The following is a 13,128-nucleotide window of genomic DNA, read 5'->3' as shown; positions in this document are numbered from 1 at the left end:
GTATCCGGACCTGCATTGCGCGGGTTCCGGTAGGGTTCGCCGCAATAGCTCAGTTGGTAGAGCACGTCATTCGTAATGACGGGGTCGGGGGTTCGAATCCCTCTTGCGGCACCAGCTTTCTTGCAAAAAATGTGGGCGAGGCTCCTTCGGGGTAACACCAGGGAAGCGCGCGCCTACTGTGTGAGGTCCCTCGTAGAAGTCGTCCGCCGGTCGGGGGCCAAATCAGGCGTTGACGATACGGCGTCGGTTCGGCCTGGGAGCAGCAGCGCGCCCGGCACGGATCCGGTCGAGCAGAGCGCTGGCCGGCTCGTCATTCGGATCTTGCGCTACCAGCTCACCGCGAAATGCCTTAGCGAGGATGGCGGACTCGAGTCGGTCAACTAGCGCGCGTGCGCGTGCTGTTTCTGTTTCGAGACGATCGGCGCGTGCGAAAGCCTTACTTAAGCGCGCAAGCAATTCGCTTTGTTGGCTCTCGGGCGGCTCGGGAACGATGAACTTTACGAGTCCTGCCTTGCCTATATGAATGATGTTTACGCCTTTGGTATTCGCAACAAACTGCCCGCTAAGCGCTAGGTATAGGAGGCAATACCGCAACAGATCCGGATTGTATTTTTTAGGTCTGATGCGGAGCAGCGTGTTCTGGAAGCAAGCGTTGGCGATTTCACCTCGCCACACGGCCGGTTTGCCCACTTCCTTGGCGCTTCCCGATCCTTCATTGAGAAGAACGTCGCCCGGTCTTAATCGGAAAGTTTGAAATTCCGCTGGCGAAAAGTTCATCTCCTTCACGTCGGACAAGTCCCAACCATTCCAAGTAATATTCGCGGCTCTGAGATAGGGCCTCATATTGGGGCCGGAGTGATCCTTGGGCGATCGCTGGCGACCGAGCTGTACATCCGCAATTTGATCAATTCGTTTTTGAGACCAACCTGCAGGCATGGTTTTCGCATCAAACTGGAAGACAGAGCGAAGTGCGCTCAAGCGGATGTCAGCAGCAAGGCTGTTTGCCCGACTTATTTCCGCTCGCGCTCGAACGATGCGCGCGGTCAGGGCGTCTAGTTTCTCGACGATGCGGCGTTGCTCGGCAAGTGGTGGTAGGGCGATTTCTAGGCGCCTGACATCAGCAATATTGAGTCTCGGAACGGCAGTTCCAAGACGCTTCGCTCCGAATTGGTTCGTTGCTGCTTTGGACCTTAGAAAATACTGAACGAATCTGAATTGAAACAATGAAGTATCCACTCGGATTCGACATGATGATTGCGTGATGTTTCCGCCTTCAAGTTCAGGCGGGGTAGCGGCTACCTTCCCGATCGTGCCAACGATCGACAGGATCAAATCATTCACCCTCAGGATGGATCGCGTGTATTGCTTATTTATTTGGGGGGATGTCCGGCGCACCTCGGCGAGTTGAATCTTGCCATCGGAAATCTCCGTTGGCCGGACATACAGAACGCCGCCCTCATACTGAGGGCCTGGTTGCAGGATTCCGTAAATGATCGGTGCTTCAGGGGGCGTGATTTCCTGAAATTGAAGCCTGACCCATCCCGTTGGCAAGCTCACTCGGCAGCCTCCCCCAACGCTGAATCGGATGCTTCGCTTCCAAGTTCTTCCGTAAGAGATCGAATCTCATCCAGCGCGGCCCCTAGATGTATTTCAATTGCAGAAGCGATATCTTCTGGCGTCTCCAGTCCGTCCTCGGCGTGATCACTTTCGGCTTTCAGCCAGGTGATATCGAGATTATCGCCCCGGGCCGCGATCTCTGCGCGAGCAAAGCGACGGAAGCGCCCAGCCTCGCCTTGATCTTTCCGCTTCGCCTTGCCGAGCGGATCAGCGCCGAATGCGTGCACAAAATCGTCGAAATCAGCAGGTTTGAGCGTATTGGTCTTGCCATAGGCCGGCGCGCCCGACCGCATGTCGTAGATCCAAACCGCCTCAGTCGCATCTTTCGTCGGTGCTTCTTCGTCAGCGCGCGTAAAGAACAACACGTTGGTCTTGACACCCTGTGCATAGAAGATCCCCGTCGGCAGTCGCAGGATGGTGTGCAGGTCGCACCAGCTCATCAGCCGCTGCCGCAGCAACTTGCCGCGGCCATCGTCGAACAGCACGTTGTCGGGCACCACCACAGCGGCGCGGCCGCCGAGCTTGAGCGCACGAACGCAGTGCTCGACGAACGGCAGTTGATACGACGAAACGCGATCAGTGATGGTTAGGTCGTCGCGCGTCGGCGGCCCGCCAGCGGGGCCAAATGGCGGGTTGGTCAGGATCAAGTCAGCATTTTTGAATTTGGTCTGTGCGCCCGCTGGCGAAAGACTGTCGTTGAGATCGAGATTGTCAGGATCGATCTTGTGCAGATGCAGGTTCATCAACAGCAGCCGGAACGTATCCTGAACGTTTTCGAGGCCGCGTAGTGCCGATTGAAGTTGAAAGGTCTGCCGCTTTGGTGACAAGGCGAAGTAGTCGTCTGATTCGGCGCGCATAAACCGGTCAGCCGCAATCAGGAAACCACCGGTACCGGCGGCCGGATCCTGGATCACTTCTCCCGGCTGGGGGTGCATGAGCCGCACCATCACGTCGATCAGCACGCGCGGCGTGAAATATTGCCCCGCGCCGCGCTTGGTCTCCTCGGCCATCTTTTGCAGAAGACCTTCATAGGTGTCGCCGAAAGCGTCGCGCTCCTCGCTGAACCAGTGTAAGCCATCGATAGTGTCGATCAATTTGCGGAGGTTTGCCGGCTCGCGGACAATCGTCGCTGCATTCTGAAAAATAGCAACGATCGACCGATCCGCAACCTTTGTGCCGTCACCAAGATCGATCAGCGCCTGTCGATAGCGTTGTAAAACATCGGTCTCGCTCGCGGCTTTGAGCGCACCCCAGCGGTATTTTTCAGGAATGCGGCTCTCGTCCTTCTGCTCCGAGGCCATCTTGAGGAACAACAGATAGGTCAGCTCGGTGACGTATTGCTGATAGGTAACGCCATCCTTGCGCAGCAGCGCACACAGCCGCCACAGGCGATTCACGAGATCGGAAGACGGGTTCATGGTGGCCTTCGGTTCAGGCGACATGGCTATCCCATATCGCGACATTCATGTCCTTGAGGACGTCACTTAGCCCATGATCGAACTCCCGGTCGACCGTGTCGAAGCCGCCCGCCTGTGCAAAAAGCGGATCGGCCAGCAGTTCGGGATCGCCAACTGGCTGTTCCTTCAAGGCGCGGCCGATGCGAACGATCCACTGTCGCTGTTTCGCGGTCCAGTCGCGACTGGCAATGATTCTCTGAACCCCGTTCTCGACACGCGTCTCATAGGGAACCAGCGGGTCGCCGATCGCGGCCTGCCGGACGAAGCCAATAATGTGGGCGGCGATGTCGGCGTTTCTGGCCCGACCATAGGCCTGGCGCAAATTGGCTTCGGAGAAGCCATTCTCATCCAGAAGGATGGCCAGAGCCTTGAGTTCTTTCCGAGTCAATTCGCGGGGCCGCTGCGTCGCAGCGATAAGTGCGGGCAAAGCATTCATGTTAGCTCTAACAAACGTCTCGAAGCTCTCGATATAGTCGCCGGGACTGGCCCTGTCGCCGAAATCGTCCTCGACGGAGACAAGTTCATCCTCGTGTTCGGAGATATAAATGCCGTCGCGCTTCAGAGCTGGATTCGCGGTATCGAGGATCTTGGCAAGCAACGGGTGCTGCTGAAAGAGAGTCAGCGTCTCAACTGCGGGCGCAGCCTTCAGCCGCTCAACAAGGTCATTCAGCGGTCCAAGAATGGTTTCAAGTGCCTCGCGGCGATCATCAGCGATGTGTTTGATGCGTTGTCTCAGCTTCACGACGATCTGATCACGCACATAGAGCCGATCTTCGTCTGATTCGGCACGGGCGAGATCGCTAATAAGCGTTGAGAACGAAAGTGATGGGTCAACCACCACCGGCCGCATATCCGTGACGTCCTGTAGATTGGCGTAAATATCGACCGCATCGAAGATGCGGAAATATTCTTTCCCGATCTCGTCACAGCGCCGAGTCGCGCGGCCGATCATCTGGTCGTAAAGGATGCGGCTGTTGACCCGCCGCACAAAAACAAGGTTGGTGATCGCCGGCACGTCGATGCCGGTGCTAAGCAGGTCAACCGTAACCACATATTTAGGACGAGGATCGTTCTTGAACGCCTTGATCCGATCTAGAGGCTTGTCGACAGAGCCTGTGATCTTCTCGACAATGTCGTGCGGCTGCGGGCCATATTCCTCAATGAGAGCCTCGCGAAGCTGTTGTACCAGAATATCAGCATGATCATCGCGGGCCGCGAACAGAAGAGTTTTGCCCGGTGCCAAGGGCGGACACTCACGTGCAATTGCCTCGGCTACGGCACGATTGAAGGGCCGCGTGTAAACCTTTTTGTTGAACTCGGCGACCTCAAAATTGACCTGATCATCCAGGCTGAACAGATCGACCTGACCGGTGCGAGGATCGACAATGTTGACCTCCTCGCCCTGATCAAAGCTTATTCCTGTCTGGCTCAGCGCCGTGGTAATACGGCGCGGTGGGCGATGGTCGATCAGATAGCCGTCGATCACAGCCTTTCGATAGCCATAGTGAAATACAGCTGGGCCGAAGATCTCTCGTGTGTGTAGTGCCGGCGTTGCGGTCAGCGCAATCTGCGTAGCATCGAAATAATCGAGAACGCGACGATAGGCCGACAGGTAGTCGTCCAGATTACGAAAGCCGAGATCCTCTTCTCGAAGCTCGGCGTCGAGCGTATAGCCCCGATGGGCTTCGTCCACAATGACCAGGTCGTAAGTGCCGGGCGTCGGGCGCGTACCCTCGGGGTCGTCGAATACCCGCCGGATCATGGCCTGGACCGTCGCAACCTGCACGCGGTCCGTTGCCTCTGGAAACTTGCGTGCGAGATCCGCGATAGGAAAGACCTGATCGAATTTCAAGAATCCGCTGGTATCGGTCGTGCTCATGGCGTCGAGTGTCTGACGGCCCAGCGCATTGCGGTCGACCAGGAAAAGGATGCGTCTGAAGCGCTTGCGGCGGAGCAGCTCGTACATCAGCGCGATAGCCAAACGGGTCTTTCCGGTACCCGTCGCCATGGCCAACAGGATGTGGCGCTGCCCCGCAGTAATAGCAGCTTCGACAGCGGCGATGGCCTCGTCCTGATAGGGACGCAGGCCAGTTACGCCGATCTCCCGTTCGGCAAGCTCGGTGAGATCGTCTGTGACCTGCTCCAGACGCTCCGTTAGGTCGCGCGGTGCGAACCATTCAGGCAACGCCCTAGGTTCTCCGCCAGAGGGACGGGCATCCCAGAACCAGATCCCTGACTTTGTCGCGAGCTGCTTCACAAAAGGTCGCCCGTTTGTCACGAACAGGAATGGTGCTCGGAACTGTTCGGGTCCGTGAGACCAAGGGCTTCCAAAGTTGGCTTGATCCGGCGTGAGTTGGATGTCGCGAGCGTAACGCTTGGCCTGACCCAACCGGCCCGGCACGTCCTTGAAGCCACGTTTGGCCTCGATGACTCCAACGCAGCGCCCCTCGATGAAGAGTGCATAATCCACCGGGCCGCTGTCCGTCGGCCACTCGGAGATGGCAATCGATTCACCCGGCTGGGGGCGGACGTCCGCAGAATATCGCAACAAGACGCTATCGACCGTCCAGCCCGCAGCCCGGAGCTGGTCATCGATCAGGACCCGCGTCGTAGCCTCATCAAGATCGACCTTCTCGGCTTGCTTGCTAGCCAGCTGAGCCAGACGATCGAGCTGTGCCGGAGGAGCTACTTCGGCCGCAGCCTGCGCTGCCTTGAGGGCAACTTCGGTCTCCCGCAGACCTGCTTCGGTTTCCGCTGCGTATTTTTCCCAGAACTCACGCTCGGTTTGCTGTGTCTGAGCTGCCTTCACAGCTTCAAGTCTGGCTGCTTGGGCCTCCTGAAGGGCCAGGCGCGCCTTGGCTTGATCGTCCGAGCTGCGGCGAATGCGCTCGCGTGCCTCCTCCAGCTCGGCTTTCAGCGTAGCCGTTGCGTCGGTTGGCGCTGTTGGCGGGATAAATGGTCCGGCCTTGAAAGAAGGTGCTCCACCATAGCTCTGATGAAACCAGATGGCCGCCGCACGAGCGACCTTCAATGCCGAAAGAGCCTGCGCGGTCGTGCCGACGTTCTCGTGCACCGCAACATTTCCAACCTGCTTCAGGTGGAAGAACAGCTCCGCGATCTCTCGTGGCAGGACCGATTGGATTCTTAGCGAGCGCAAGACTTCGTCGAACGTCGCGGATTGCTTTGGGAGAAGGCTATGTCGCGCAGCGACTTCTTTGGCTAGGAACTCAGCAAGCTGGCGGAGCTTGATCAGCGTCGATGGCGCGTCGTCAAAGAAATAGCGCTCCGCCAACGCACCCAATCGCGCGAAGCGCTCATCCTCGCTTGCTAAGAAATCGAAGTTACTGGATACCCCCATCGCCCTAAATTAAATAATTCCCGAACAAACTCAAGTAGTGGTTGCAGCCCTCAAAATTTCTCCACCACGTCTTCCAAGCTTTGGAGCCATGTCACAATGTCCTGAGCTTCAGGAGGCAGGCGCTTATAGTTATGAGCAACGTCGTTTCTCACGGTGTAATTCTCGTCAAGCTTGCTTCTAAGTTTGGGGTCAGAGTGGAAGATAATGTCTAACTGCGCGCGAAGGCTCACGCCGTTTATATTTTGTTTCAGATGTCGCCAAGCGTGCCCATCTGCAGTTCTCAATGCGGCGTGCTCACTCACTACTTCCTTAGATTTCGACTTCACCAAAAATTCAAACTGCGCGAAACCCAATAAATAGAACGCGGCTTGCAGCGTTTCGCGAAAACGGGCGAGTTCTTTGGCTTGATTGCCACCTTTGCGTATTTCTTGGTTCAGAAGCTCTTCAACCAGTGCGAATGCGCGACGCGTTTCGATCAATTTGCTCATGCGTCACCAAGGATTTCTAAGAACCCTTTGTGATCGAAACGAGTTGTTTTGCGCCTGTCTTCGACCCCAGCCAGCTGCCAGTCGGTCTGTTCTCTGCCGAGGTTTATGAGCGCTCGCGTTCCGCGCCGAGTAATGATGTCTACCCATCCGTGCGCACCTAGTAACCAGAGTCCACGAGGTACGAAGCTAGCGATCGGCTCTGCTCCACGTACAATGTCTAGGACGGCCAGCTCTCGATCGGCTACCGAAAACTTCTGCATCAACTCTTCAGACATCTCGACGCTTCGAGTTCGAGATATCACAGCGCCCTCGATATCCTTTGTCCATTCGCTGATCTGAGAGTAAAGCTCATCAAGGCGCTTTACCCAAACCTCAACTTCAGTAACGACACGCTTTCGCTCAAATGCGCTCCCATCTCCTCCATATTCCCATACGTTGACAGGCGCGAACTCGACATGCTGTGGAAATTTGTCATCGCGGTAGTAAGTGTGGAGCTTGAGGCGTTCTATATTAAACACCCAGATCTCCCGAGGTAGTTCGTCATCTCGAGGAAACGTCCCAAGCCGCTTGAAGATTGCGTCATAGTCCTTTCTGTTAGGCTCATGCTCCAGCACTTTGATTTCGACAAGAATTTCGCGGCCGTTGTTGGTGCGGATTTTCAAGTCAAAGCCTGAGTTTTCTTCGCCTCGTATTACTTCGGCGTCGCTCACCTTCAATGTCTCGTATATCCGGCGTTCTGCTACGTCGCTCTCGTCAGCAACCCGCTTTAGCGAAGCCCCATCAGTCGGCGTAAACTTCGGGTCACCTGGTAACGTGAGATTTGTGGCCAATACGGCCCAGCGATTGCCCAAATTAACGAGTATCTGTCGCTGCGTTAGTTCGTTCATAGAATTGACCATATTGGCTTTCCAAAGCGTGGCGCCTACTAACTTCCGCTACACGTAAATAAGCGATGTATAGATATCATTATTAGGGTCAATCGTCGATCAACCAACGGCCTGCTCGAATAACACACTCACATCGGCGTCGCTGACCGGCGGCGCCAGCATGTTGCGCGACAGCGCTCGCTTGTTGTTGAGAAGCTTGTCGAGATTGATGTCGAACGATCGATCGCCAAGAGCGGCGTGCACTGCCATTGGGACATGGACCGTCACCGGCTTGGTCTGTCCAATTCGATACACGCGATCGTTGCATTGATCCTCGACGGCTGGATTCCACCAACGGCTGAGATGAATCACATGGTTCGCCGCAGTGATGGTCAGACCCACACCAGCTGCCTTGGGCGACAGAATCAAAACGTCGAAGCCTTTCGGCCCGCTTTGGAAGCGGTCGACAATATCTTGCCGCTTCGACCCCGGCGTGGTTCCGTTGATGATTGCAGGCTGCTTTCGCAATCCAAGTAGCGAGGTTGCCGCCGCCGCGAACGTCGCCTGCACGTCACGATGCTCTACAAAAACCAGAGCTTTCTCTCCGGTCTTCTCTAAGCTGTTCAAGATCGAGAAGACCTGTTTCATGCGAGCAGACTGCTCGATCCAGTTCATCGCAGTCTTATGATCATAAGCGTCGATCTTGGCCCCGCCATCAGGGTGCAGCGAGATGGATCTAAGTGCGTGAATGACGGCCAGCATCGCGCCCGGCGTTCGCTCACCTGATTGAGCCGCCCTGACGGCCTTTGCATAGGCCTCACTCTGAACCGGCGGCATATCGACGCGATAAGGCTCGATCGTCTTTTTAGGCAGCCCGATAAGGATCTGCTCTTTCATTCGGCGCAGCATAACCGCAGGTCGCTGACCTTGCGGCTCATCGAGCTTTGCCTTGAGTTGCGTTAGAGCCTCGGGCGAATCTTCGGTATGGGTAGCCGAAAATGTCTTCAAGTCCCCGAGATATCCCGGTGCAACGCGATCCATGATGCACCAAAGATCCTCAAGGCGATTCTCGATGGGCGTCCCTGTCAAGCCGAGGACAAAGTCAGCATTCATGGCTTTGGCGGCATGCGTATTGATCGTTCCCGGAGACTTCACTTTCTGCATTTCGTCAAATACGGCCAAGGAACAGGGCACTCTTGCGAAAGCGCGATGATTGTCTGCGAGTGTCTCGTAGGTTGTCAGGATCCAGTCGGCTTGCCTCAGCTGCTCGACATCGATCGAATCTTCCGGCGTCCAATCCTGTCCTTTGGCTCTTTTGATGCGCTTCAAATTGGGGCCAAACGCATCCAAGCGGTCACCTAGCGCGCCGGGCGCAAGGTGCACAGCCTCCGCAATCCAGTTGCGCAAGAGAGCGGTTGGAGCGACGATAAGGATCGGGCCGCCTGCTGGTGCCTGTTTGCCAAGCGGCGACTTTCCGTTCTTGTTCGCACGTATCCAGGCCATGAAAGCGAGGGTCTGGAATGTTTTGCCAAGACCCATATCGTCGGCAAGCAGAACGCCGGGCCAACCGGCCTCCCATGCATCGACGAGCCATTTGAAGCCATCGGCTTGATGAGGCTTGGGGCGAGACTGCGATAAGAGCTGCTCTGGCATCGCTCGGCTGACTCGCGGCGGCCGCCGTGGATGGCTGAGCTGATGCTCGACGCCATCAATGTTTTGTTTAATCAGAAGAACATTATCATCTTGAACCAAAGTATCTTCGGGTTGCTGTGACGGCTGATCGTGGTCGCCGTCTTGCTCGCGAGCTCCCGTCTGGAGGCCTGAGATTGCCGCCTCAACTTCCGAAATTGGATACTCGTCGCGCTCGACTTGAATATGGTCGCGGCCATCGCGCCTGGCAGTCGCCAGCTGTTCGACCACTGCGGTGATTTGGTCGGGGGTAAATTCGAACGTTTCCCCGCGCAGGACCACCGGAAATGTCTCCGGTGCCCACTGCTCGCTCTTTCTCTTGATCCAAGGCAGTTTCGGCGGGTCCCAGATCCCCAAGCCGAGCACTCGGTCGGAGTACTGCTTGGTTTCGACGAACAGGCTGACCGCCGCGGCATCCGCATCGTCTCGTCCAAGCGCTTCGGCGATTATAGGCCTCGGATTGCGGATAAATGAACGGCGAGCCTCAATCGGGGCGCGACGCATCCGTCTCACCACGTCAAGCCCAACCTTCAGATCTGGATCAAGAACTACGTATGTGTTGCGGCCGAGAACATAAGCGTCGCGAGTATTGGCTGAGGTAGAAAATCGCTCATCGGCGAAGAGCTTCTGGAGTTCGGGTGGAAGCAAAGCATCTGCTTCTCCGTCACGAAGGTTGCTGGGTCCGACGTTGCCGCCGTCATCATCGTCCTCAGCTGGGGCATTGTCGTCCAGCGACGCTCCCTTATGCCGACTCATGAGAATTGGGACAAAATCCGGCCCGCTGACAGTCTCCCGCGTATCAAGCGCGAAACTACCGGCTTGATAGATCGTCAACGAACCGAGAAATCCGTCGGTCTTGACCTGGGAGCCGGTAACATCGCTCAGCGCATCTTGAACGGGCTGCCACTTGGAAATCCTCTGTTCCACAGGAAGACCGGCGCTCTCATTGAACACATCGACCGCTTCTAGAAGACGTAAGAAGGGAAATGTCAGTCGAGATGTCTCATCAGCGGCGGTAATGAAAGCGCCGGTTCTCGTAATGACAACCGATCGTGTCCGCTCATCATACCAGCGGGCGCGGATCGAACCGTCTGGGGTATCGATCCTCCCCTCAAACGTTAAGGTAACAGACAGCCGCGAGAGCGGCGGCAGATTGATCTTTTCTGCAATTGATCCGGGAAGACGAGCGACGGTTCCATGATCGATAAATACGGAGTAGTCGTCAGTGCGGGCGCCGTCGCTGAGCAAAACGCGGATCACGGCGTGATCCCTCGCAGCATTGCGCATCCAGTCCTCGACGGGCAGAGTAACGGTACTGATCAAGCTGCGACGTCGCGCTTGAATGCGAACGCCATCGGCTAGCACGTAACACGAAAATTTCATGGCTACGAGATCACCTGATACTGACTTTGATTAATGCGCACACCGGTCATTTGGTGCAGCTTCTGGGCGACTCTCGTCTGCCAGTGGTAGTTTTCAGGGTTGCTATGCGTAATCGCAAATACCGCGCTGTCTAAGTCTGGCGAAGCATCGCTGGGGGCGCGTAGAGACGCCGGGCGATAGTTGCGCGCATGAAGCCTCGGAGCTCCTTGTGCATCGGCATCATGCCAAATGATGCATCGACCCGAATGGCTCCATTCAGCAACGAGCCCCCTGCCTACGCGTAGTAGCAAAACGGCATGGCCTTGGTCGCCACTGCTGCCGTCGAATGTCGCAAACGAAATCTCTTTACCGAATGCCCGGCGTGCCGCTTCTGCACCTTGCTGACCAAAAACTACCCAAGCATCGGAAATCAATTCCCGATCATACACTGCACCCCAGAACGCCCGTCTGTGCTTCCACATCCGATCGACGGCCGTTTGATCGACCACTTCCAGGAACTGACGGAGCGACTGCTTCGTCAACCATCTCCTGACGATTGCCGCAGCCCTTTGCATTCGTACCCATCGCCCGGGGTACAGTCGTGGATCGCCGAACAGGCGCAGCAATAGATCTAAGAACTTGTCCGAAATGGCTTCGGGGGGAGTGACCTCGCCGAATGGCAAGAGTAGCGCATCGGCAACTAGCGGACCTTGCTCCTCGAACAGCAAATCACGCTCATTCCGCAGTGCGAACGACTTAACCCAATCAAGCCGATCTTCATGGTCTAGCGACCTGTGGTCGCGCATTTGCTGAAGCGCATCGGCGATACAGTATTTGACCAGCCCAGACTGTGAGTTGAGAGCACCAAGGCCGTAGGAGTGGAGAACCTGAGTCGGAGAAGCTCCGCGCTCGACAGCAGCGCTGGCGAGGACACTGGGACCCCTGGCCGGGTGGAATAGGTTCAGTTCTTCCTGCAATTCCTTCCACGGATTGCCCATACGTCCCGCCAGCTGCATCAGCAACAGTCCTATCTGATCAATGCCGCTTCGGTCAGGCGCATAGCTGGCGAGGTACGACGAAGCCAGAGCCCGGAATGGCTGCATTCTCTGGGATTCTTCTGCGGCCCGAATGACAGCGGTCATGACCGGACCGTGCGACGACAATGCTGGCGAGGTCTCCCACAAGCACCACGCAGCATCCCTCGCTTCTCTCCGGCTTAGTTCACCGGTTCTGGTCGCCCGATCCAGAATGGTAGCGGCAACGAGGTTGTAGTTCTTGGTAGGTTTAGGAGACTCGGACCCGGATACAGAATTGCTGAATTTTTCGGCCAAACGAGCAATTCGGGGAGCGCTCGGAATCCGAAGTGGTGGATTTCGTCGCCTTCGTAGAGCTTGAAGCGATGGTCTTAGGCCTGTCACCGGCGGCTCCCGCTGGCGGTGACGAGACGATCGATCTCGAACTTCATCGCGTCTGTGAGGTTCATAATTTGTTTCAGTCGCTGCCGCGAATCGACCTCCATCACGAAGCGCAAATCGATCCGGCGGTTCTTGGCCCAGGCCTCACGATTCTCGTTTGCATCGATAGGTCGTGTCGATGCGTAGCCAGAGACCGAGATGATCTCTTCGTTTCGCGTATTGCGTAGGGAGCGAAGACTAGGCGCGGCTGTCACCATCTCACGATACGTATTCACCGACCTTTCCACCGAAAGCTGCCAGTTGTACCGGTCATCCGAGCCCCGAGCGCCTGTCGAGTCAGTGTGCCCTTCAATAAAGATAGTCTCGATATTCGAGTCCTGTTGTTTCCGACAACCATTCTGTTGAGCAACTGTCCGACAGGCGACATATGCAGGAATAACGCGATTCAGCACCAAGGCAATTTTGTCGACATTGAGCCGGGCTCGCTCAAGGAGAACGGACTGACCAACGTCAAACCGGACCGCATCCTCGGTAAGTCGCAAGACGCCGTTCGCCTCGTCAATCTTTACATCCATGCCGTCTGCCTCAAGCTCCGTCTTTAACGTTGCAAGCAGCTTGCGGCGTGTCTGCTGGCTCCGATCCATAGACGAAATTTCGGCCTGTACATCTCTTTGCAGGTCTTCGAGTTTGCGAGCAACTTCGCGTGCAACGTCGATTGCGTTGTCCTGGACGTCCGTTTTGGTTCGGAAATCCAGCGCGAAAACCATGAGCATTATTATGAATACGAAGAGCACGCCTACCATCATGTCCGTCATAGACACAAAGTAGTTGTCCCCCTCATCGGCCGTGGCCGCGCCTTCATCCGCGATCATTGGT

8 protein-coding genes and 1 tRNA gene are annotated in these 13,128 nt (G+C 56.3%); 1 reads left to right on the top strand and 8 read right to left on the bottom strand.

All coding sequences use genetic code 11. The features are described 5' to 3' along the window. Window positions 1-38 precede the first annotated feature (38 nt). Window positions 39-114, top strand: a tRNA-Thr gene (locus AB7535_RS35810). A gap of 108 nt (window positions 115-222) precedes the next feature. Here the strand turns inward: AB7535_RS35810 and AB7535_RS35805 are convergent. From AB7535_RS35805 to AB7535_RS35770, 8 genes are all read right to left on the bottom strand, one after another. Beyond that, on the bottom strand, window positions 223-1,557 hold the full coding sequence (locus AB7535_RS35805; protein WP_439037517.1) for a restriction endonuclease subunit S: 1,335 nt from the start codon (window positions 1,555-1,557) through the stop codon (window positions 223-225). Continuing rightward, entirely contained in the window at window positions 1,554-3,059 is a 1,506-nt protein-coding gene (locus tag AB7535_RS35800) for an N-6 DNA methylase (protein WP_439037516.1), read from the bottom strand. The genes AB7535_RS35805 and AB7535_RS35800 overlap by 4 nt, the downstream gene beginning before the upstream one ends. After that, window positions 3,049-6,432, bottom strand: coding sequence for a type I restriction-modification system endonuclease (gene hsdR / locus AB7535_RS35795; RefSeq protein ID WP_439037515.1), 3,384 nt, complete (start codon window positions 6,430-6,432; stop codon window positions 3,049-3,051). The genes AB7535_RS35800 and hsdR overlap by 11 nt, the downstream gene beginning before the upstream one ends. 50 nt (window positions 6,433-6,482) lie before the next feature. After that, complete coding sequence (locus AB7535_RS35790) at window positions 6,483-6,920, bottom strand: hypothetical protein (protein WP_439037514.1); 438 nt, start codon at window positions 6,918-6,920, stop codon at window positions 6,483-6,485. After that, entirely contained in the window at window positions 6,917-7,819 is a 903-nt protein-coding gene (locus AB7535_RS35785; RefSeq protein ID WP_439037513.1) for a hypothetical protein, read from the bottom strand. The genes AB7535_RS35790 and AB7535_RS35785 overlap by 4 nt, the downstream gene beginning before the upstream one ends. Before the next feature lie 87 nt (window positions 7,820-7,906). After that, window positions 7,907-10,798, bottom strand: a complete 2,892-nt coding sequence (locus AB7535_RS35780) for a DEAD/DEAH box helicase (protein WP_439037512.1) — start codon at window positions 10,796-10,798, stop codon at window positions 7,907-7,909. A gap of 62 nt (window positions 10,799-10,860) precedes the next feature. Next, complete coding sequence (locus tag AB7535_RS35775; RefSeq protein WP_439037511.1) at window positions 10,861-12,255, bottom strand: EH signature domain-containing protein; 1,395 nt, start codon at window positions 12,253-12,255, stop codon at window positions 10,861-10,863. Beyond that, complete coding sequence (locus AB7535_RS35770) at window positions 12,252-13,124, bottom strand: OmpA/MotB family protein (RefSeq protein WP_439037510.1); 873 nt, start codon at window positions 13,122-13,124, stop codon at window positions 12,252-12,254. Before AB7535_RS35770 ends, AB7535_RS35775 begins: the two co-directional genes overlap by 4 nt. Window positions 13,125-13,128: the final 4 nt, after the last annotated feature.

Origin of the sequence: Bradyrhizobium sp. 956_D2_N1_4 (assembly GCF_052076025.1) — a bacterium.
GTDB lineage: Bacteria > Pseudomonadota > Alphaproteobacteria > Rhizobiales > Xanthobacteraceae > Bradyrhizobium > Bradyrhizobium barranii.
Note: the sequence above shows the minus strand (reverse complement) of the source record. Positions and strands in the feature narration are given on the sequence as shown.

Coding starts and splice junctions, on each gene's coding strand:
- AB7535_RS35790 (WP_439037514.1), bottom strand. CDS start 6,920: ATGAGCAAATTGATCGAAACGCGTCGCGCATTCGCACTGGTTGAAGAG.
- AB7535_RS35800 (WP_439037516.1), bottom strand. CDS start 3,059: ATGTCGCCTGAACCGAAGGCCACCATGAACCCGTCTTCCGATCTCGTG.
- hsdR (WP_439037515.1), bottom strand. CDS start 6,432: ATGGGGGTATCCAGTAACTTCGATTTCTTAGCAAGCGAGGATGAGCGC.
- AB7535_RS35785 (WP_439037513.1), bottom strand. CDS start 7,819: ATGGTCAATTCTATGAACGAACTAACGCAGCGACAGATACTCGTTAAT.
- AB7535_RS35770 (WP_439037510.1), bottom strand. CDS start 13,124: ATGATCGCGGATGAAGGCGCGGCCACGGCCGATGAGGGGGACAACTAC.